The organism is Flavobacterium sp. (assembly GCF_036759525.1).
Taxonomy (GTDB): Bacteria; Bacteroidota; Bacteroidia; order Flavobacteriales; family Flavobacteriaceae; genus Flavobacterium.
The window spans coordinates 240,495-262,925 of sequence record NZ_DAIOUN010000001.1 but is presented as its reverse complement, the minus strand read 5'-3'; the positions used below and the strand labels follow the sequence as shown (position 1 = coordinate 262,925).

The 22,431-nt window shown below is 34.5% G+C and carries 20 protein-coding genes; 12 read left to right on the top strand and 8 right to left on the bottom strand.

All coding sequences use genetic code 11. The features are described from left to right. Positions 1-48: 48 nt before the first annotated feature. The 9 genes from V7M80_RS01210 to V7M80_RS01170 all read left to right on the top strand — a co-directional run bounded on the left by V7M80_RS01210 (position 49) and on the right by V7M80_RS01170 (position 9,745). Positions 49-2,394 (top strand): S9 family peptidase, encoded by a 2,346-nt coding sequence (locus tag V7M80_RS01210; protein ID WP_333693441.1) that lies wholly within the window; start codon positions 49-51, stop codon positions 2,392-2,394. A gap of 112 nt (positions 2,395-2,506) precedes the next feature. After that, positions 2,507-2,938 (top strand): GNAT family N-acetyltransferase, encoded by a 432-nt coding sequence (locus tag V7M80_RS01205; RefSeq protein ID WP_333693439.1) that lies wholly within the window; start codon positions 2,507-2,509, stop codon positions 2,936-2,938. After that, the gene (locus V7M80_RS01200) at positions 2,931-3,353 is read left to right on the top strand and encodes a hypothetical protein (RefSeq protein ID WP_333693437.1); all 423 of its coding nucleotides are present in this window, start codon (positions 2,931-2,933) and stop codon (positions 3,351-3,353) included. Before V7M80_RS01205 ends, V7M80_RS01200 begins: the two co-directional genes overlap by 8 nt. A 37-nt stretch (positions 3,354-3,390) precedes the next feature. After that, positions 3,391-4,845 (top strand): lipopolysaccharide biosynthesis protein, encoded by a 1,455-nt coding sequence (locus tag V7M80_RS01195; RefSeq protein ID WP_333693435.1) that lies wholly within the window; start codon positions 3,391-3,393, stop codon positions 4,843-4,845. Positions 4,846-4,848: 3 nt separating this feature from the next. After that, positions 4,849-5,283 carry a dUTP diphosphatase gene (gene dut / locus V7M80_RS01190; protein WP_333693433.1) on the top strand — a complete coding sequence of 145 codons (435 nt, stop codon included), beginning with the start codon at positions 4,849-4,851 and terminating at the stop codon, positions 5,281-5,283. Positions 5,284-5,387: 104 nt separating this feature from the next. Then, on the top strand, positions 5,388-6,398 hold the full coding sequence (locus V7M80_RS01185; RefSeq protein ID WP_333693432.1) for a sugar phosphate nucleotidyltransferase: 1,011 nt from the start codon (positions 5,388-5,390) through the stop codon (positions 6,396-6,398). Further along, entirely contained in the window at positions 6,399-7,739 is a 1,341-nt protein-coding gene (locus V7M80_RS01180) for a tetratricopeptide repeat protein (RefSeq protein ID WP_333693431.1), read from the top strand. After that, complete coding sequence (locus V7M80_RS01175; RefSeq protein ID WP_333693429.1) at positions 7,736-8,503, top strand: DUF4292 domain-containing protein; 768 nt, start codon at positions 7,736-7,738, stop codon at positions 8,501-8,503. The genes V7M80_RS01180 and V7M80_RS01175 overlap by 4 nt, the downstream gene beginning before the upstream one ends. A gap of 6 nt (positions 8,504-8,509) precedes the next feature. Next, positions 8,510-9,745: a murein hydrolase activator EnvC family protein gene (locus tag V7M80_RS01170; RefSeq protein WP_333693428.1), complete on the top strand. Its 1,236-nt coding sequence runs from the start codon at positions 8,510-8,512 to the stop codon at positions 9,743-9,745. A gap of 35 nt (positions 9,746-9,780) precedes the next feature. On the opposite strand, the gene V7M80_RS01165 is transcribed toward V7M80_RS01170, so the two are convergent. Both V7M80_RS01165 and V7M80_RS01160 read right to left on the bottom strand, forming a co-directional pair. Further along, positions 9,781-10,290, bottom strand: a complete 510-nt coding sequence (locus V7M80_RS01165) for an acyl-CoA thioesterase (protein ID WP_333693427.1) — start codon at positions 10,288-10,290, stop codon at positions 9,781-9,783. A gap of 80 nt (positions 10,291-10,370) precedes the next feature. After that, positions 10,371-11,309: an SPOR domain-containing protein gene (locus tag V7M80_RS01160; protein ID WP_333693426.1), complete on the bottom strand. Its 939-nt coding sequence runs from the start codon at positions 11,307-11,309 to the stop codon at positions 10,371-10,373. A gap of 202 nt (positions 11,310-11,511) precedes the next feature. Here V7M80_RS01160 and dprA point away from each other — a divergent pair, with 202 nt between their 5' ends. Next, positions 11,512-12,615 (top strand): DNA-processing protein DprA, encoded by a 1,104-nt coding sequence (gene dprA / locus V7M80_RS01155; protein WP_333693425.1) that lies wholly within the window; start codon positions 11,512-11,514, stop codon positions 12,613-12,615. Here the strand turns inward: dprA and V7M80_RS01150 are convergent, their stop codons facing one another. Together V7M80_RS01150 and trpS are read right to left on the bottom strand one after the other, a co-directional pair. Beyond that, entirely contained in the window at positions 12,616-13,044 is a 429-nt protein-coding gene (locus V7M80_RS01150; protein ID WP_333693423.1) for a hypothetical protein, read from the bottom strand. A 1-nt stretch (position 13,045) separates the two neighbouring features. Continuing rightward, on the bottom strand, positions 13,046-14,017 hold the full coding sequence (trpS, locus tag V7M80_RS01145) for a tryptophan--tRNA ligase (protein ID WP_333693422.1): 972 nt from the start codon (positions 14,015-14,017) through the stop codon (positions 13,046-13,048). Positions 14,018-14,151: 134 nt separating this feature from the next. Between trpS and V7M80_RS01140 the strand changes: the two genes are divergently transcribed. Further along, complete coding sequence (locus V7M80_RS01140; RefSeq protein WP_333693420.1) at positions 14,152-14,898, top strand: lysophospholipid acyltransferase family protein; 747 nt, start codon at positions 14,152-14,154, stop codon at positions 14,896-14,898. Here the strand turns inward: V7M80_RS01140 and V7M80_RS01135 are convergent, their stop codons facing one another. From V7M80_RS01135 to V7M80_RS01120, 4 genes are all read right to left on the bottom strand, one after another. Then, the gene (locus tag V7M80_RS01135) at positions 14,899-16,236 is read right to left on the bottom strand and encodes an ammonium transporter (RefSeq protein WP_333693418.1); all 1,338 of its coding nucleotides are present in this window, start codon (positions 16,234-16,236) and stop codon (positions 14,899-14,901) included. It lies immediately after the preceding gene. A gap of 152 nt (positions 16,237-16,388) precedes the next feature. Beyond that, positions 16,389-17,753, bottom strand: a complete 1,365-nt coding sequence (locus V7M80_RS01130; protein WP_333693417.1) for a DUF5689 domain-containing protein — start codon at positions 17,751-17,753, stop codon at positions 16,389-16,391. A 2-nt stretch (positions 17,754-17,755) separates the two neighbouring features. After that, positions 17,756-18,391 carry a choice-of-anchor J domain-containing protein gene (locus tag V7M80_RS01125; protein ID WP_333693415.1) on the bottom strand — a complete coding sequence of 212 codons (636 nt, stop codon included), beginning with the start codon at positions 18,389-18,391 and terminating at the stop codon, positions 17,756-17,758. A gap of 12 nt (positions 18,392-18,403) precedes the next feature. Next, positions 18,404-21,211 (bottom strand): TonB-dependent receptor, encoded by a 2,808-nt coding sequence (locus V7M80_RS01120; RefSeq protein WP_333693413.1) that lies wholly within the window; start codon positions 21,209-21,211, stop codon positions 18,404-18,406. 136 nt (positions 21,212-21,347) lie between these two features. Between V7M80_RS01120 and V7M80_RS01115 the strand changes: the two genes are divergently transcribed. After that, the gene (locus tag V7M80_RS01115; protein ID WP_333693412.1) at positions 21,348-22,391 is read left to right on the top strand and encodes an endonuclease/exonuclease/phosphatase family protein; all 1,044 of its coding nucleotides are present in this window, start codon (positions 21,348-21,350) and stop codon (positions 22,389-22,391) included. Positions 22,392-22,431 lie beyond the last annotated feature (40 nt).

The following is a 22,431-nucleotide window of genomic DNA, read 5'->3' as shown; positions in this document are numbered from 1 at the left end:
CACCTAGTAGGAATAGATTATATTTGTTTCAATCAAAAAAAAGAACCGATGCGATTGTTTATTATCCTTATGGGTTTACTCACTTTGGTAAACCATTCTTATTCTCAAGAACTCGTTTTGTCTGAAATCATGAAAGGGGATGAATTTATTGGACACCAACCGGAAAATCCCAGATGGTCTCTTGATGGAACGACAGTTTATTTTGATTGGAATCCAAATAACGAGGTAGGAAATAGCACTTTTTTTTGGAAAAAAGGAATGAAAAATCCGGAAAAACTTACTCAAAACCTAGATTTGTATCCATTGAGTTTTGACTTCCCAAATGAATTTGACGAATTATTTTATTCTCAAAACGGAAATTTGTACAAATACGACAAGAAAATCAAGAAACATCAAATTGTAATAGCATCTTCAAACAGAATTTCCAATATAGTTCGAAGTGTTCAACCTCATATTCTTTATTTTCAACAAAATCAAAATATATATCGGTTAAATTGGAAAGATTTTTCATTAGTACAGTTAACTCATTTTAAAAGTGGAAAAGAATCCGATTTAAAAAAAGCAGATAATTTTTTGACCAACCAACAAAAAGAACTGTTTCAATATTTAAGAGACCAGGAAACATCCAAAGAATGGTATAAAGCACAATCCGAGTTAAACAAGAGTCAGCTACCCAAAGTTTTCTACTACGACAAATCTTCTTTGGAGCAAATTTCTACGGCACCCAATGGTAAATTTGTCACCTTTAGACTTTCCGAATATGCAACCACACCATCTACCAAAGTAGAACAACATATAACTGTAGACGGATATACGCAAAGTCTCTCTGCTCGTGCTAAAGTTTCAACAGCCAATTTTTCAAAACATAGATTAGCAATATATGCAGTTGAAAAAGATACCGTTTATTATGTGTCATTTTCCAACTTAACCGGAATTTCAAAATTTCCTAAATATTATGAAGAATATGACCATTTGAAAGAAACAGAAGCCACAGAAAAAGCAATAGTCATGCAGGCTCCTATCTTTAGTTCTGATGGGAAATGGGCGGTTTTAGAAATACGAAGTCAGGATAATAAAGACAGATGGATTGTTCAATTGGATTTACAAGCCAATAAAGTACATGAATTGGACCATCAACATGATGAAGCATGGATAGATGGTCCCGGAATTCCGGGGTATGCATTTGCCAGAGGAGTTATGGGCTTTTTGAAAGACAATGAAACCCTTTATTTTCAATCTGAAGAATCGGGGTTTTCACATTTGTATTTATTGAATTTAAAAACCAAACAAAAAACCCAACTCACCCAAGGGAATTGGGAGGTACGTAATGTTAAATTATCCCGTGACGGCAAATCATTTTACCTGACTACAAATACGACACATCCCGGGAATCGAGGCTTTTACAAATTGGATATTTCTTCTCAAAAAATGATTCCCATTTTAACTCAAAATGGTGCTCATGAAGTTGAATTATCTCCCGACGAAAAAACACTATTGGTACGTTATTCATACAAAAACAAACCTTGGGAATTGTATATTGCCGAGAACAAACCCAACACTACTTTACAACAGATTACTTTTTCTACCACCGAAAATTTTAAAAGATATGCCTGGAAGGAACCCGAAGTAGTAACTTTTAAAGCTCAAGATGGCACAACAATTTATGCAAGACTGTACGAACCCCATCCTGATAAAAAGAATAACGCGGCTATTCTATTTGTTCATGGAGCCGGATACTTACAAAATGCCCATAATTTCTGGAGTAGTTATCATCGTGAATATATGTTTCACAATTTGTTAACCGATTTAGGTTATACCGTTTTGGATATAGATTACAGAGGAAGTGACGGATATGGTAGAAACGTGCGAACCGGAATTTATCGTCACATGGGCGGATTGGATTTATCAGATCATTTAGATGGCAAGCAGTTTTTAACAACACAAAAAGGGATAGATTCCAATCGCATTGGTATTTATGGAGGTTCATACGGGGGGTTTATTACTCTCATGGCCTTATTAACAAAACCGGGTGAATTTAAATCAGGTGCTGCTTTACGCTCAGTAACCGATTGGGCTCACTACAATCACGGTTATACCGGAAATATTTTAAATTTTCCAGAAACCGACCCTATAGCTTTTAAAAGAAGTTCACCTATTTACTTTGCCGAAAATTTAAAAGACAAATTGCTCATGTTACACGGTATGGTAGATGACAATGTTCAGTTTCAAGACGTAGTTAGATTATCACAACGATTTATAGAATTGGGTAAAAACAACTGGGATTTGGCGGTTTATCCGGTAGAAGCTCATGGATTTAAAGAAGCCTACTCATGGGTAGATGAGTATACCCGAATTTTGAATTTGTTTAATGAAACATTAGTGAAGAAGGATTAATTGTTAGCTACAAATTCGCTGATTGCTATTTTTAATTAAAATCAGTGAATCACTAGCACCAACAAAAAGAAAATATTCTGTGAATATCCTTTTATAAAAAAGTACAAGTGTAATGCAACTGAAAGAACTCACGACCAAAGAAGAAATGCTTGAACAATTGCCTTTAATTCAGCAATTGTATCCTGAATTTAACGAGCACATATATGCAAACTTATTGGATGAAATGTTACCCAATAATTACCGTCAAATTGTGGCTTTGGAAAATGATGCCCCTATTGGTCTTTCCGGATTTTGGGTTGGAACCAAATTATGGTGTGGCAAATATTTAGAGTTGGATAATGTAATTGTTCATCCAAACCACAGGTCTAAAGGGGTTGGAAAATTATTGACTACCTATTTAAATCAAAAAGCTATAGAATTGGGATGTAAATTGGTCGCTTTAGATGCTTATACCACCAATTTTTCGGCACATAAGTTTTATTACAATCACGGTTTTGTTCCCAAAGGGTTTCACTTTGTAAAGTTTTTGGAGGAAAATGATTAAACGATTTTCATTATTTGGATTGCTAATTTTAATGGGTTGTGCTACCAATAGTTCCATTACGACTTCATTTCCGGTTGAAATAGCCAATGCCTTTTTCGTGACCCATGAAAACCAAACTACTTTTACGATAGAATTTCAACAAAAACTCCCATCCCATATTAAATTAGAAAAACTGTATTTTAAAAACCAAGAAGCAGTTCTAATTCAAAATTCGCCACAAAGTGTATCAGCCACATTTGAAAAACCCGATTTAATTCTGGATTCGAACCCCAAAAACGAATATGGAAATCAACCCGCAATACATTTTGAGCCGTTCTATAAGCTTAAGGATACAGAAGCTCTTATGGAATATTTTAAAAACGGAAAAATAAAACGTTTCAAAATTACCAATGTGATGGAAAAGTCAAATAAATAGTTAATTTTGCTTACACCAATATTAATTCTAGAACTCTTTGGGACTTTACAGATCACTTTTTAAACAAACTGCTATATACGGATTGGCTACGGTCTTGCCTCGTATTTTTAGTTTTTTATTGGTACCTCTATATGCAAAAACACTCGATAGAGGAGAGTATGGTGAAGTTTCCATCATTTTTTCATGGCTGGTTGTTTTCAATGTGCTGTTGGCCTACGGAATGGAAACCTCCTTTTTTAGATTTTACAATACCCATGACGATAAAAGGGCTGTTGTTGGAACCTCTATGATTTCAGTTTTTTGGACAACTCTTTTGTTTTTGATTGTATCTATATTGTTTCGAAACACTTTGGCAAAAATATCCGGTATTGATGTAGAATTTATTACCTATACCATTTGGATTTTGGTTTTGGATGCTTTGGTAATCATACCTTTTTCTAAGTTAAGGGCCTATCAAAGACCCATTGTATATGCTATTATCAAAATTGGAAATGTTATTATTAATTTAGGATTAAATATTTTCTTTTTGATTTATTTACCCCAAATTGCACAACAACATCCCGAAACATTTTTGGCTAGTTTGTTTATTGAGAATTTTCAAATTGGCTATATTTTTGTAGCCAATATTATAGCTAGTTTATTAACTTTAGTGGTTCTTTCGCCTAATTATTTCCACATTCAATGGCATTTTGATGCTAAGCTATGGAGGCAAATGATACGTTACGGCTTCCCGATTTTGATAGCGGGATTGGCTTTTGCCATAAACGAACATTTTGATAAAATTTTATTAGAAAAATTACATGTAAGTAAAGCAGACATAGGGGCTTATTCGGCTTGTTATAAAATTGGTTTATTCATGGTTCTATTTCGTACAGCTTACTCCTTAGGAATTGAACCTTTCTTTTTTAGCTATGCCAAAAATGAGAATGCACCGCAAACCTATGCCAATGTTACAAAGTATTTTGTGATTTTTGGATCAATAATTTCGCTGTTTGTAATTGTTTTTTCCGATTTGTTAAAGCAAATCCTCATTCCAAATGACACGTATTGGTCCGCTATGAATGTAGTTCCTTTGATTGTCTTGGCCAATTTCTTTCTGGGGATATATACCAATTTGTCGGTTTGGTATAAATTAACAGATAGAACTCAAATGGGAGCCTATATTTCAATTGTTGGAGCAATTATAACCTTGGTTCTTAATTTTGTTTTAATTAAAAAAATGAGTTATATGGGATCTGCCATTGCAACCATAGCAGCCTATGGTTCTATGATGGCCATTTCGTATACTTTAGGTAATAAATATTATCCAATCCCTTACGATAGAAAAAAAATTGGAGGATATCTCGGGCTTTCAGTCTTGTTCTCCTTTGTTTATTTTTACGGTTTTCGAGAAAACTATGCAATTGGGGTAGGATTACTACTTCTTTTTGTCTATTTTGTTTATCGTAACGAAAAACAGGTATTGCTACAAATTATAAAAAAAGCGACTTAAAAAATGCAAATAAAAATCATTAATAAATCACAACATGCTCTACCCCATTATGAAACCATTGCTTCTGCTGGAATGGATTTAAGAGCCAATTTATCCGAGCCAATAACCTTAAAACCACTAGAGAGAGCTATTGTAAAAACAGGTCTCTTTATTGAATTACCAATGGGTTATGAAGCTCAAGTTAGACCAAGAAGTGGTTTGGCTGCCAAAAAAGGAATTACAGTGCTTAATTCACCAGGAACTGTAGATGCCGATTACCGTGGCGAAATTGGGGTTATTTTAGTAAATTTATCCAACGAAGATTTTTGTATCGAAAATGGTGAACGAATTGCCCAACTTGTAATTGCTCAACACGAAAGAGCAGAATGGATTGAAGTTACAGCTTTATCCGAAACCTCCAGAGGCGAAGGCGGATTTGGGAGTACAGGAGTAAAATAAGCCCCCTAACCCCTAAATGGGAATTGGTATGCTTGAAAAATAATAATTAAAAACCCTATTGACCCCTAATAGGTATTCCCCTTCGGGGGTTAGGGGGCTGATGTATGAAAATAATAGTTCCAATGGCGGGTCGCGGTTCACGATTAAGACCCCATACTTTAACCGTTCCAAAACCATTAATACCCATAGCCGGTAAGCCAATCGTTCACCGTTTAGTTGAAGATATTGCGGGTGTTATTAACCAACATATAGAAGAAATAGCATTTATTATTCATAAGGATTTTGGGAAACAAGTAGAGCAAGAACTGATTGCTATTGCAGAAAAATTGGGAGCCAAAGGCGTTATTTGTTACCAAAATGAAGCTCTGGGTACCGCACATGCCATTATGTGTGCCAAAGAGAGCATGACCGGTCCTATTGTGATAGCATACGCCGATACACTATTTCGAGCCGATTTTACGTTAGATACAACAGCAGATAGTGTAATTTGGGTAAAGCAAGTAGACGACCCAAGTGCTTTTGGAGTAGTACAATTGAATGAAAAAAATCAAATTGTTGATTTTGTGGAGAAACCCAAGCAGTTTATTTCAGACTTAGCTATTATTGGTATTTATTATTTTAAAAGTGGCGAAACATTACGAAAAGAATTGCAGTTTTTATTGGATAACCATATTGTCAAAGGAGGAGAATACCAACTTACAGATGCCTTGGAAAACATGAAGCAAAAAGGATTGAAATTTGTACCCGGTAAAGTTGACGAATGGATGGATTGTGGTAATAAAAATGTTACGGTTGAAACCAATACCCGAATGTTAAACTTTTTACATCAAGATGGAGAAAAGTTAATTTCAAAGATATTGATAAATGAGAATTCAACCCTAATTGAACCTTGTTACATTGGAGATAATGTGGTATTAAAAAATGCAACTATTGGTCCAAATGTATCATTAGGAAACGGATGTAAAGTTGAAAATGCAACCATAAGTAACAGTTTGGTTCAAAATTTGACAGTAATAAAAAATGCCAAATTAGATAATGCTATGATAGGAAATCATGTGGTATTTGACGGTCATTTTACACAAATCAGTATTGGAGATTATTCCGTATTAGAATAAATGAAAACAAAAAAGAGCTTTTCCTTATTTTTCCTTGGTTTACTTTTCCAAGCCAGTATGCTATGGGCCCAACAGGAACCTGAAGATATTGCTTTGGAAAACGATGCGTTTCAGATTTCTTTTTATGAGTCGCTTCGGGAGAAAGGCATAGAAAATTATGACAAAGCGGTCTTGGCATTGCAAAAATGTGTACAGTTACAGCCCAATAATCCGGTGGTCTATTTTGAATTGGGTAAAAACTATTATTATCAAAAAGACTATTCCAATGCATTATTAAATTTTCAAAAAGCGACCCAATTAGACCCTAAAAACAGATGGTTTTGGGTAGGAGTTTACGATGTATATTATGCTACCAAAGAATACCCCAACGCCATTAAAACATTAACTCAATTGATAGAATTCAGAAAAGAGTATAAGGAAGATTTGGTTTCACTGTTTATGTTTACCGGCCAATTGGACAATGCGTTAAAACTAATAGAAGAATTAAATAGCACAATAGGAAAATCGGAAATGCGGGAACAATACCGCTCCCAAATTTTGGCTTCTGGAAAATACCAAAATATAGAAAGCGACAAACTTTTAGAGAGTCTTAAAAACAACCCCAAAGATGAAGCAGTTTATGAAGCTTTGATTGCGTATTATTTGAAACAAAACCAGCAAGAAAAAGCATTTGAGTTAACTCAAAAAATGGAAAAAGAATTGCCGGAATCAGATTGGGCTCAAGTAAGTCTTTTCAAGTTTTATCTGGATCAAAAACAACAACAAAAGCTTTTGGAATCATTACATAAATCTCTTTCAAGTCCAAAAATAGACATCAAAATTAAACATCGGATTTTTAATGAATTTTTGATTTATGCCAAAAACAAAGAAGAATTGGTTCCGGAAGTAGAAAAGGCCATTTCTCATTTTAAAAACGAAAGAGATATTCAGGTGGCCAAAGAAGTGGGTAAGTTTTATCAAATGAAATTAGATTGGATCCAAGCGGCTCACTATTATGAAATGGCAAATCAGAATTATCCCGATGATTTTGAAATTCATTTTCTCTTGTCGGAAGCCTTATTGCAATCAAAACAATGGGATAAATTAAAACGATTCAGTTGGGATAATATAGAAAAATACCCACTTCAACCCGAGTTTTATTATTACGCTGCCAAAGTAGCCTATGAGATTAAAGATTACCCCAAAGCCCAAAAAACGCTCGAAACCGGTATAGATTATATTGTAAATTCGGAAGAATTAGAACGTCAATTTTATTTGCTTTTAGCCGATACTTACAAAAGTTTGGGAGACAACCAGAAAGCCAATTTATATGTAAACAAAGCCCAAAAAATTAAAAAATGAAAAAGTTATTTCTTCTCATAGTAGGGTTGGTTTTACTTCAAAGTTGCCGAACACAAAAGGGAATTGCCGAAGGAAAGGCAACAGAGCAAGTAGCCGTTCAAAAAATTATAGACCAACATTATGCTCTAAAAACCAATTTTGAAACCGTTTACATAAGAGCGAATACCAAATACAAAGACAACAATCAATCTTTGGGATTTACCACAGAAATTAAGATCAAACGAAACGAAATTATCTTGGTGAGTGTTCGTTTTTTAGGGATGACTATGGCCAAAGGATTGTTAACACCGGATTCGGTTCAATATTATGAAAAAAATGGTGGAACTTACTTTGAAGGCAATTATGGGACATTAAGTAATTGGTTGGGAACCGATTTGGATTTTTTCAAAGTTCAAAACATGTTAATTGGCCAGGCTATGGATAATTTAAGAGATAAAAAATACATAAGTTCAATAGAGAACAATCAGTTTAAATTGTCAGAAACCGGAACTACCGCTAAATCGTTTTACTTTGAAGCCGAAAACTTTTTGATAAAACGTCAGGAAATTGAACAGTTTGACAAAAACAGAAAATTAAAAGTTACCTATCCCAATTACAAATCTTATAAAGAATCTGTCTTACCTTTGACGGTTTTAATAGAAGCTATGCAAGAAGACCAACGCAATACAATCACGTTGGATTACAACACGGTAACTTTTAATGAGGCCTTGTCTTTTCCTTACAAAGTTCCTGAGGGATTTACATTAAAAACGATTGAAAATTAAAATGAAATGAAAAAGTATTTCCTCCTATTCCTATTTTTATCCTTTGGCATTACAGCATGGTCACAAACAGATGACCAAAAGAAACTTGAAGAACGAAAAGCTCGATTACTAGAACAAATAAAGGAAAATGAGAGAATGTTAAAAGAAACAGCTCAAAAAGAAAAATCAGTCATTCATGTTATTCAACAACAAAATGCCAAAATTGAATTAAGACAAAGACTCATTCAAACAACCGAAAAGCAAGCTAAGTTGCTTACGGATGATATTTATGTAAACCAACTCAAGATTAATAAACTCAACAGAGAACTGGAAGCTTTAAAAGAAGATTATGCCAATATGATTGTAAAATCATACAAGAGCAGATCAGAGCGAAGTAGAGCCATGTTTTTATTGTCGTCCAAAGATTTTACTCAAGCCTACAAAAGAGTTCAATATATGAAACAATATGCAGGATATCGTAAAAACCAAGGAGATGAAATCAAAGTCAAAACCGAAGAATTAGAGCTTCAAAATATAAAATTACAAAAACTTAAATCGGAAAAGGAACAGTTGTTGGTTCAACAAGAACAAGAAAAAGCCACATTAGAAAAGGAGAAGAAACAACAGGAAACGTTGGTAAATTCTTTAAAGAAAGATAAAAATAAGATAGCAGCTCAACTAAAAAAACAACAGCAAGAAGCCAATGCTATAGATCGTAAAATACAGCAATTAATTCGTGAAGCTATTGCAGAAGCCAATCGAAAAGCTGCCAAATCATCCGGAACCAAAACCGTATCAACCGGTAGCTCTTCTTCTAAAATGGTTTTAACTCCCGAAGGGAAAATTGTTTCAGATAACTTTAAAGCCAATAGAGGAAGATTGCCATGGCCTGTAAAAAAAGGTTTTATTTCCTTAAAATTTGGTTCGCAACCGCATCCGGTTGTAAAGACTACTCAAGTTAACAGCAACGGAATAGAAATTTCAACTGAAGAAGGAGAAAATGCCTATGCTGTTTTTGGAGGCGAAGTTTTTTTGGTACAAATAATCACACCCATGAAAAAAGCGGTGTACGTTCAACATGGTGACTTTTTCACGGTTTATTTCAATTTAACTTCTGTAAATGTTTCAAAGGGAGATAAAATTAAAGAGAACCAAGTTTTAGGAAAAATTTTTACAGATGGGACAGGAAAGACAGCTGTCAAATTCTCCGTTTTGCAAAATGATATATTTTTAAACCCGCAAACGTGGTTGGCACCAAATTAAATAAAAAACGATACCTAATTGGTATCGTTTTTTATTTATACAAATAATGCTTTTAATTCTGTGGCATCATTTGGAGCCATTTTCCCAGCTAAAACTAAGCTTAATTGTTTACGTCGCAAGGCAGCATCAAACCTTTGTTTTTCTAACTCTGTTTGTGGCTCTATAGGTGGTACAGGAATGGGTCTCCCGGTTTCATCAACTGCAACAAAAGTATAAATTGCTTCATTGGCTTTACTTTTAATTCCCGATTCCCGATCTTCAATCCATACATCTATAAAAATTTCCATCGAAGTTGTAAAGGTTCGAGATACTTTTGACTCAACAGTTACTACACTTCCCAGCGGTATAGCTCTATTAAAAGCAACATGATTCACAGATGCTGTAACACATACGCGTCTGGAATGCCTGCGAGCTGTAATACTAGCGGCTCTATCCATTCGTGCCAATAGTTCGCCTCCAAAAAGATTGTTCAAAGGATTTGTTTCTCCCGGTAATACAATATCTGTTAATGTGGTTACAGATTCTGAGGGGTGTTTTGCTTGCATTGTTTTTTTTGCAAAGGTATAAAATCTCAAGATAGTAAATAAAAAAACTCCCGAAGGAGTTTACTGTATGTAAAAGTGAGTTAGTGTAATTCTTGAACAAGCATCCAAGCTTCTTTGTTGTGAGAGATTCTAATAGAATCTAATACTTTTTGAGCTTCTTCTGCATTGGAAAAACTTCCATAAAGAACCGGATGCAATCCGTGTTTGTTAGGGCTTATTTTTTTGGCATCAAAACCTAAATCCAAAAGAGCATTAAGTGCTTTTATGGCATTTTCTTCGTTTTTAAAAGCTCCGGCAACCAAATGGTAGTTGTAGTTTTTTGTGTCAGTATTGGTTAACGTTAGGGCTTTCATTGGAGCTTCAATAAAAAAGGTGGCTTCTTGTATTTTGGCTTCTACTTTTTCTTGAACAGCTTGTTCAACCAATAATAATTGTTTTTCGTTTTTTGAAACATGCCATTGGTTCAAATAGTATCCTCCAATACCAACACCAATTACAAATAAAGCAGCGTATTTCAACCAAGGATAGGTTCTTTTCTCCGGAGTTAGGGTTATAGGAGCCTTATCTTCAAAAGCTTGAGCTTCTTTTTTGTATATTTCTCTTTTTATTTCCGGTGAAGTAAAAGAAGAAAGTCCAAAAGAACGAGTTAAATAATTGATGTTTTCGGTTGGTTCAAATAAATAGCTTAACTCTCCATTACCTTTAAAAGTTCCAATATTCTTAAGAATGACAGGTTGGTTTAAATCTAAAAGAGTTGTCCAAGAATTCACCTCAAGTTCTACTTTTTTCAAAGCTTCTTCAAAAGTGATTTTTTCTACTTGAGAAATAAAATCAACCAACAAGCCATCATTGTTTGTAATTCGATTGTTAAAGGCCAATTTTTTGAAAGGAGGATAAAAAGTAGTTCCGCTTTCAGAAATTCTAGCCGATTGAATTTCGGTCACAAAGGAACCAAAACCCGGAATCGTAACACACTGGTAGCGATATAGAAGTTGCGATATGTATTGCTCAATTCTCATAGAAACAAAGAAAAAAGATTCAACTCTCGAAACAAAATTTTATTCACAATTTTTATTAACAATTTGAGGTATTTTGATAACTATTTGCTCTTCAAAACATTAGGTTTTTTTATGCGTAGAAGCGAGAAGTTTTGGACATGTTTCATAAAAATTCTTTTACAATTTGTAAAAATTATGTTTCTTTGAAATTCAATTATACGCCATGACAGAATCTGAATTATTTTACACCTTAGCGTTACTTCGTGTGGATGGAGTGGGTGATATTATCGCCAAAAAATTAATCCGTGAATTTGGCACTCCGGAACTTGTTTTCAAACAAAAGAAATCGGTACTAACTAAAATTGAAGGCATTGGTTCTAAACTGTATTCAAGTCTTCAAAACAAATCTATTTTTGAATTAGCAGAACAAGAATTACAATTCATTCAAAAAAATGATATTGAGGTTTCTTTTTTTGCAGAAAAGAATTATCCCGAACGACTTAAGCATTGTATTGATGGACCAACTTTACTATTCTCAAAAGGAGCAATTGATTTAGAAAATAAAAAAATCATTAGTGTTGTAGGAACGAGACAAATTACATCTTATGGAGCAGATTTCTGTAAAAAATTTGTAGAAGAAATTGCACCTCTAAATCCGGTTATTGTGAGCGGATTTGCATACGGTGTTGATATTTTGATTCATCAATTGGCTGTTGACAACCATCTTCAAACGGTTGGAGTTTTGGCACACGGTCTTAATCAAGTTTATCCTAAGACACACCAGAAGTATGTAACTAAAATGGAACAAAACGGTGGTTTTTTAACCGAGTTTTGGAGTATCCATAATCCGGATAAAGAAAATTTTGTTAGAAGAAACCGAATTGTAGCCGGAATATCAGAAGCCACGATTGTAGTTGAAAGTGCAGATAGAGGCGGCTCATTAATTACAGCAACTTTGGCCGCTGATTACAATAGAGATGTATTTGCCGTTCCGGGAAGAGTTTCAGATAAATACAGTATGGGTTGTAATACATTAATTAAAACCCAAAGAGCTCAAATGCTCACATCTGCGGCAGACTTGGTTTATATGTTGAATTGGGAAATTGAGAGTCAGTCCTCAAAATCTATACAAAAACAACTTTTTGTAAGTTTAGATGAAAGCGAACAAAAAATTTACGACTATTTATTAAAAGAAGGAAAGCAAGAGTTTGATTTGATTGCTTTACATTGTGATTTCCCTATTTTTAAAACGTCATCATTACTCACAACTATGGAATTGAAAGGGGTGGTGAGACCACTTCCCGGGAAATGGTTTGAAGCCATTTAGTTAAATCGTTTTTTCCCAAATTACTTTATATTTTGCCCATTGGGTATCATCTAGTTTTTCTATGATGTATAAGTTTGGGAACAATTCATTGATGTTTTTTTTAAACTCGGCTTTTTCTACTGCCTCAAGAATTTCGGGAATGGTAATGGTTTTTAATGTTGCTGCTTTGGTGTTTTCAAGAGTTTCAAATGGGTCTTTCATGAATTGAAAAACAAACAAGTTTCTGCAGAGTATAAACCTTGTTATATTTACCTTACGATGTCTTTTTTGAATGTAATCTAATTTGATTTTCTTCAAAGGGTTTTGTGAAACCGTATGCATACAACTACTCGATTCATTTTGATTGAATAGTATATGAACAGCTTCGGTTTCTTGTGCCCCTAAGCCAATAGTTATGAGAAGAAAAAATAAAATTAATTTAATTTTCATTTTATAAAAATCCGAGTTTGTTTCTAACGCGTTGAAGTACTTCTTGTGCTTTTAATTGTGCTTTTTGTGCTCCTTCAAAAAGAGCTTTGTCTACTTCAGGTAAGTTATTCATATAATAACTGTATTTTTCACGTTCTATTTTAAACTTGTTTACAATTAATTCATATAATGCCTGTTTAGCATGTCCATAACCATAATTTCCTGCCAAATATAAGTTTTTCATTTCCTGAGTTTCAGCAGCTGAAGCTACAAGTTTATACAGGGCAAACACTTTACAAGTATCGGGATCTTTAGGTTCTTCAAGAGGTCTGCTGTCTGTTTCAATAGACATTATTTGTTTTCGTAATGCTTTATCATCTAAGAAAATATTGATGGTGTTGTTTCTGGACTTGCTCATTTTGTGTCCATCAGTTCCGGGTACATACATAGTTTCTTCTTGAATTTTAGCATCAGGAAGCACAAATGTTTCGCCCATTTGATGATTGAAGCGTGAAGCTACATCACGAGTGATTTCCAAATGTTGCAATTGGTCTTTCCCAACCGGAACTATTTCGGCATCATACAGTAATATATCTGCAGCCATCAGCATTGGGTAGGTAAACAATCCGGCATTTACATCATCCAGCCTATCTGCTTTATCTTTGAAGGAATGAGCTAAAGTTAAGCGTTGAAAAGGAAAAAAACAACTGAGATACCAAGCCAATTCGGCTGTTTGTGGAACATCACTTTGTCTGTAAAAAACCACTTTATTCAAATCTAAACCACATGCCATCCAGGTTGCTGCCACGCTGTAGGTGTTGTGTTTTAAAACTTCACCGTCTTTAATTTGGGTTATAGAATGTAAATCAGCAATAAATAAATATGAGTCGTTTTCAGGACGGTTTGCCATTTCTATTGCTGGAATGATAGCTCCCAATAGATTTCCCAAATGAGGAGTTCCTGTGGCTTGAATTCCGGTTAAAATCTTTGACATAGTGTTTTTAGAATTAGTAAAACGTAAGTTTTATAGGGTTTTAAAAATGCAAAGGTATTTTTTTTGAATTAAAGTTTTATGATTATCCGTCTTTTCGTTTACAAATTAATTTTCGTTTCCTTACATTTGAAACTATGAAATTAGTTAAAATTATTTTTTGGATACTCTGGAGGGTTTGGTTTTATCTTCTTATTGCTCTTCTCATTATCGTTTTGTTTCCTCTTTTAGTTCTATCTATTCTAAAAGAATCTTGGTATCCTTTTTTTTTCAAGTTGGCTCAATTTTGGGCTAAATGTATTTTATGGGGTATGGGGTTTTATACCAAAATACAGTACGAAGCATCATTTTCTAAAAAGCAAAGTTATATGTTGGTGGCAAACCACACTTCTATGACCGACATTATGCTTATGTTAGTCATAGCAAAAAATCCGTTTGTTTTTGTTGGGAAGAAAGAATTAGCCAAAATTCCATTATTTGGATTTTTTTACAAAAGAACCTGTATATTGGTTGATAGAGACAGTCCAAAAAGTAGGATGGCCGTTTACCAAAGGGCACAAAACAGATTAAATCAAGGATTAAGTATTTGTATTTTTCCGGAAGGGTTGGTTCCTGAGGATGAATCTGTGGTTTTAGCCGATTTTAAGGATGGAGCTTTTCGTTTGGCAATAGAACATCAAATTCCAATTGTTCCCATGACTTTTTACGATAATAAAAAACGATTTTCATATACTTTTTTAAGCGGAAGTCCGGGTATAATGAGAGCCAAAGTACATCCATTCATTCCTACTTTGGGATTGACTTTAGAAGATAAAAAGAATATAAAAGACCAAGTTTGGAATATTCTTTTCCAAGAGCTTTCTTCCTCTAATCACAAACTGTAATTAAAACTTTTCGTTATGTTGTGAGAGGTCAAGGCCCATAAGTTCTGATTCTTCAGAAACTCTCAACGGAATAATTTTGTTGGTTATTTTATAAAGTACAAGTGTACCAAAGAAAGAAAATAAAGCGACAAATACTAAGGCAATCATGTGATGTCCAAATATACTCCAACCCCCATTTAACAAACTTACATTTTCGCCCTCTGCAAATAATGCGGTTAAAACCATTCCCATTATTCCACCCACTCCATGACAAGCAAATACATCTAGTGTGTCATCTATGGCTTTTAGTTTTGACCAATTGAGCATCACATTGGAAACGATGGCAGCTACAAATCCAAAAAACAGACTTAGAGGAATAGAGATAAATCCGGCAGCGGGAGTTATAGCAACCAAACCTACAACCGCTCCTATACAAGCTCCTAGTGCAGATACTTTTCTTCCGTTTAGACGATCAAAAAATATCCAAGTTAGCATTGCAGATGCCGATGCTATTGTAGTGGTTGCAAATGCCATAGCGGCTGTGCCATTGGCTGCCAATGCAGACCCTGCATTGAAACCAAACCAACCAAACCACAACATTCCGGTTCCCAAAAGAACAAAGGGAATATTGGTGGGAATATGCTCGCTGTTTTTTCTTTTTCCAAGAACTAAAACACCAGCCAAAGCGGCAAATCCGGCACTCATATGAACTACTGTTCCGCCTGCAAAATCTTTTACACCAAAATAACTTCCTAATAATCCGTTTGGATGCCAAACCATATGGCATAAAGGGGTGTAAATAAATAAGGTGAAAAGGCAAATAAAAAGCAAATAGGATATAAATCGAACCCGCTCTGCAAATGAGCCGGTAATAATGGCAGGAGTGATAACAGCAAATTTCATTTGAAAGAGAGCAAACAATACAAAAGGAATGGTAGAAGCCAAGTTTGTATGAGGCAAAACCGATACTTGATCAAAAAAAGCATATTGAAAAGGATTGCCTATTAAGCCATAATGATTCCCATTGAGTGTTATTCCTATGGGGTCTCCAAAAGCCAAACTAAATCCGAAAGCTACCCATAGTAATGATACTACACCTAAGCATATAAAGCTTTGAAGCATGGTAGAAATGACATTTTTTTTTCCAACCATTCCACCATAAAAGAAAGAAAGTCCGGGTGTCATCAATAAAACCAAGCAGGATGAGGTTAGAAGCCACGCGGTATCTGCTGCGTTTATATCATTTAAGGTTAAGAAATTATTTTCGTATTTTGTACTACTGTTTTTCCAGAATAAACCAGTAATGGCTAAAATTGAGATTAATCCAAATGAAGCGACCCATCTTTTTTCTAATTTCATATGCCCCTATTTTAATTAGGGTAAATTTATTAAATTGTATATTTATTTACACATAACCCCTAAATATTTTAAGCCCATACTTGTATTTTTAATAAAAACAAAAAAGCGAGACCGTTTAAGTCTCGCTTTTTTAACTTTTTGTAAAGAGTGTATTAGTTTACTACTATATTGTCAATTTGCATTGTGGTAGTTAAACCAGTGGTTCCGTTTCCTACATATTCAAAAACAAAGAAACCATTTCCGGTGATTGAAGCCGGAATATTATAAGTACCACTGTTTGTGAAATTTGCAGGATAACCAGAAGATAGTCCTGCAGATATTGAAAAATTCGAGGTAATGTCAATTAATGTAGCTGTATTAATATTGGCACCAGGCGTATAATTTGTGGTGTAATATACTTTAAATACAGAGCCATTGGTAAAACCTGCTTTGGTTTGGAAAGACAATGTATTGGCAGCTGTCATATTTACAGGTACCATAAATAATGCTCTATTGGCTTCCGGAGTACCACCAAAAGAAGTCATTTGAATGTATTTGTTGCCACCAAATGTTGTGGTTGCCCAGTAACGAGTACCTACTGCGGCATCGTTTACATATTTATCAAATTGTCTGTTGGCAGGCGAAGTCGTAGGATAGCTTTCAAAATTTTCATTAAATGAACCTAAATATTGTATATTATTCCCAACAATAGGTGGGGCAAAATCAACTTCTACTCTATCATTAGTAAAGTTCACATCGTTTTCGGTACGAATCATAAACTGGAAATCACTTCCAAATTTGGTTAAAACACCTCTTATTTTTCCATTTAAAGTTGGAACAGCATTTCCTGCAAAACGAGCATACTGACTTACACGTACGATAATTTTGTTTCCAAATTGATCTGTAATCTCGTGATTTGTAGCACCACCCGGTGAAGGCAATGAAGGGTCGTAGTATTTTTTTCCAAGCGAGGCATCAGTAAATTGAACGTTATTAAATTCAATTAACATGTTCAAATTTTGGTTGTTTTTGGCTTGAGCAATTGTAAAGTTTTTTACCAATTCGTCTTCGTTAACATCTGAACAGGAACGAAGAATAATGTCTTTATATTCAACACCAGAAACTCTTCCTACACCATTGTTGAAAGAAGACCCAATAACGGTTGAACTGTTTTGAAGGTTAAAGAAACGATCTTTCATTCGGATGCTTACTTTTCTTCCAGGTTCAAATTCGTTGAACAAGTTGTAATTATCTACCGGCATGCTAAATCCTACTGTGTTGTCTAAAGAGACAAAGGAAATAGATTTGTAAAAATTACCACCTTCGTCACTTGAAGTTACATAGGCTTCAATAATGTCATCTCCAGTGTACTGAGTAGCACTTGAAGTAGCTACAGAAGTGATTTGAGACACTTGTTTTGTAGCAGCAATATCAACACAATTTCCAGACAAATCCGGAGCGTTGTATTCATCGCTATTTACACAACCTACAAGGTTGAAGAAAACAGCTGCGGTTAGAATTATTTGAATCTTTTTCATAGTTATAGATTTTCAAAAATTTTAATATTGTCTAATTGATAAGTAGTTGTAACGTTATTTTGTTTGCTACCAACATATTTGAAAGCCACTCGAACATTGGAACTATTGTACATACTCAAATCGATGTTTCCACTATTTACAAAAATATCAGCTTGAGATGAAGTAGGTAAAATAGGATTCAATTGGGTCCATGTAGCTGTGCTGATTCCGGCTTGTGTACCATCATAATTTTCAGAAACATATACCGTTAAACATTGTCCTTGCCAAAAACGAATTTTAGTATCAAAGCTTAAAACCTCATTAACACTATTGGTTAAATCTACTGCGGGAGTTATTAACCAAATTTCATCATTTGGATCTGTAGCCGCTACAGAGAAGAACGAAGAAAATTCGGCATATTTATTATTGCTAAAAATACGTGAATGCCATTTTCTAGATCCCACTACACTATAGTTACCCCAACCTTCTAAGGAAATAGGCACTTCATTTGCACCACTACCTGTAGTCGTAGATTCGAAAGTTTCATTTAATAAAAGTTCTATTACGGTAGGAATGGCGTAATCATCCTCTTTAATGCAGCTTGTAAGTGTAAACAATGCCACTGCTACAAGACTAAGTTTTTTGAATAAATTTTTCATAAAGTGCAATTTTTAGAAATTAATGTAGAAGTTAACAAAGAACGTACGTGTATATCCATAGAAATATCTGGGTCCAAATGAAGGAGATCCATACGCACGATCTGCTGCCAAATCAACAAAAGTAGCTTTACGTGATTGTTCAAAACCACCGGTTTTATATTTTATATCAAATAAGTTATTTATTGATGCAAAGAAACCAAAGGTATCTCTTGTTTTACGACTTAGTCTCCAAGATTTTCCTCCCGTTAAATTTACCAATGTAATGGGGTCAAATTTTTCTTGTCTTAAAGCTTCTCTAACCGTTTCTTCAGTGGCACCTGGATAAGATATTCCGGTTTGATCATCGATACTAAAATTATCGGTTCTCATAATTTTGGAAACACTTATATAGCTGTCATCTAAGTAGTTTATGTTAGCTCCAATCCACCAAAATTTCGGATCTCTATATTCAATACCAAATGAATAAGCTTGTTGTGGCATTCCGGGTTGACGGTAGTTTTTCAAGTAAACGGTACCGAAATCTTTGATTGGACTTTGTCCTAAAGCGGCTAAATTATCATCACTTGTTTTTAATCGAGCATTGTCAGAATAGATGTATTGACCATAAGAGGCCGCTCCGGTTAATTTTATGGTTGAGGTAATTTGGTATTCCAAACCTAATTCACCACCTATGTTTCTTCTTTGAACACCGGTTGTTATTTCGGTTACAAATGAATCTTCATCACCGTCATTATCTCCAATGTTTTCAGCATAGAAAAATGCAATTTCTGTTGCGTCTGAAACTTTTGTAAAGAAACCGGTTGCTCTAGCTTTGAATCTTGGAGCTCTTAAAATATAACTTGCATCTGCACTTATAACAGCTTCACTATTTAAATCGGGTGTAAAGTCATTACTTCTACGGGCATTGAAGAAAGCGTTTCTTAAACTTGGGGCTTTAGTCATGTAAAGTCCATTGAAATCCAATAAGTGACGTCCTGTAATTTTATAGGTAGCTCCACCTTTGAAACCAAAGTTTTCAAAAACTTCTATAGCACCTTTACCAAAAGAGTTATTGGCATAATTTCCGCTTCTGAATAACCCTTCTCTTTGGTAGTCTGTTCTAGAAAAAGTTTGAGCTAAATAAAAATCAACTTTGTTGTAATTGAATTTAAATTGGGTAAAGGCTTCGGCAACATTAGCAAATAAATTATAGTTGTAACCAAATGTTCCTCCTTCACCAATTTGAGCATTTGGATTATTTAAATCAAATTGTGAGTTATCTCCACTAAAGAAACGATCTACATTCAGTACATAAGCACCACCTAATAAATCGGTAACAGTTGTATAATTATGTGATTTTAATTTCTTAAGACTAACTCCTGCGTTTAAACTCACATTATCAGATAAAATTGTATTTAGCAAAGAGTTAAAGCTAAATTGTTCATCGTCATTTCTTTGTTCGGTCAAAATAAACGCACTTTCACCTGTTGCGGTGTTTTGATTTGCTATGTACATAGCATTCCAGTTGATTTGGCTGTTTAACAAAAACTGTTCACGAGCAATATCAGCCAAAGGATTGGTTACTGTTGTTGAGCCATCCGGGTTGTTTACGGTAACATAATTATCCGGGTTATTCAAAAAGTAACTAGGTAAGTTTCTGTAATAGGTTGGATCGGGATTGTTGCCAATAGGATTTTCCAAACGAGAGTTTGAAATTCTACCAACTTGGTATGCAATATTCGTATTTAATAATGTTTTTGAGTTGATTTTCCAATAGTGTGAAAGCATAGCAATTGGCTCTTCTACATCTTTATCTCTGGAATTGCGTTTCTTGCCATCTTGATATCCCCAGTAGGAGTTGTATTTGATACCCATCAAATTATTTACTTCTTCAGTATTTGGTGAATTTTTACCTCTACTGTTTTGGGCATAAATAGTTGTTAAATTTAAACTATGACGATCGTTGAATTTCTTCTCTAAACTTGCAAAGAAAGAATTGGCACTGTAATCAGTTCCTTCAAAATGAGCTTCTTGTGCCCATCGTCTAGAGGCTGAAATTACATAAGCCCATCCGTTTTTATCCATTCCCGAAGCATGAGTTCCCATAACTCTCCAGCTATAGTTCGTATTCGTTCCTGACATAGAAACTCTAGAGCCCGGTCTGTACAATGAGGCTCTTGTGTTAATTTCTTGTGTTCCCAATGGACCTCCAAAAGTATAATCTGAGGGTTTAGAACCCATGGTAAACTCCTGGTTACGAGTGGCATCATTCAAACCTCCCCAGTTACTCCATTGAGGTCTTCCATCAAACAATTTATTCATTGCTATACCATTAATCATCGTAGTAGCATATTCGTTATCCAATCCTCTAACTCTAAAACGAGCCTGACCCCAGTTAAATGCAGCAGTTTGTTGGAAGGCATCTCTCGAAGCTTGTAACAAACCGGCTGTGTTTTCAGAACCACTATTATCGTCTCCTAAATCATTTTCGGTAAGAGTAATCAAACTTAATTGAAGTTCGGCAGTTATATCTTCTTCAAAAACAATTACGCCTAAATCTACAGTTTGGTTTTCAACTACTTCAACTGATAAAAGCTGAGGCGTATATCCATCACTTTTTACTTGAATTAATTGGGTTCCGGTTGGAACTTTTTCAATAATAAACACCCCTTCAGCATTGGTCAATTTCATCAACACGGTGTTTTGAACACTAACTACAACACCTTTAATAGGTCTTTGAGTTTTAGAATCTACAACTTTACCTGTAACTTTTGTTTCAGATTGTGCCATCCCCAACAGCACCTGCATTACAAGTAAAACACTAAAAATAAGTTTTTTCATAAAAAAAATTAAATTAATTTACTTTTTGTTAAGTTAATTATTTCTTAACAGCCTGCAAATGTACATCTTTTAATAATATTATTTACTTTTGGTGCGAAGTTTGTATCAAACTTGATAGTAATTTAATATACAATTTATGAAAATTAAACATTTTATTGCCGCTTTTATTGTTATATGCTCAATAAATGAGGCAGTTGCCCAAAACAAAAAGTTCAAAGTTCACACGGTTGCCTTCTACAATTTGGAGAATTTATTTGACACCAAAGACGACCCGAAAATTAATGACGAAGAGTATACTCCTGCTCAGGGATGGACTGATGCTAAATACCAACAAAAATTAAGAAATTTAGAACGTGTTATTTCTGAAATTGGAACTAGTGAACAACAAAGTAATGCTCCTGTAATATTAGGTGTGTGCGAAATTGAAAACAGAGATGTTTTGGAAGATTTAATTAAAATGCCCAAATTGGCAGCCAAAGATTATGGAATTGTTCATTATGATTCTCCAGATGGACGGGGTATTGATGTGGGCTTTTTATATCAAAAGAAGCATTTTACACCTACAAGCTCTATCAATATTCCTTTGATGATTACCAATGTAGACGGTAGCGGAAAAAGAGTTTACACTCGTGATCAACTACTCGTTACCGGTTATCTAGATGGTGAAGAAATGCATTTTATCATCAATCACTGGCCTTCTCGCTCAGGTGGTGAAAAAAGAAGTAGTCCCTACAGAGAAGCTGCCGGAAGGTTAAATCGTAAAATTATGGACTCTTTAATTGCTATAAATCCCAATGCCAAAATTATGACCATGGGTGATTTAAACGATGGAGCCTACAATAAAAGTGTGAAAGTAGGAATTGGAGCCAAACTAAAAAAATCAGAACTTAAAGAACCGAGAGATATTTACAATCCTTTTGAACAAATGGCCAAGGATGGACACGCCACTCTTTTTTACAGAGATTCAGGTGATATTTTTGATCAAATCATGGTTTCAGAACAATACATTAGTGAAGATTTTTCATCCTTCAGATATTGGAAAGCCGGTATTTATAACAAACCCTATATGATTCAACAAACCGGACAATATAAAGGATATCCGTTGCGAAATTCACCTTCCGAACCCGGATTTAGCGACCACTTCCCGGTATATGTTTACATTATAAAAGAAGTAAAATAAATTCCAAAGCCGATTCCCTTCGGCTTTTTTTATTTCGTAA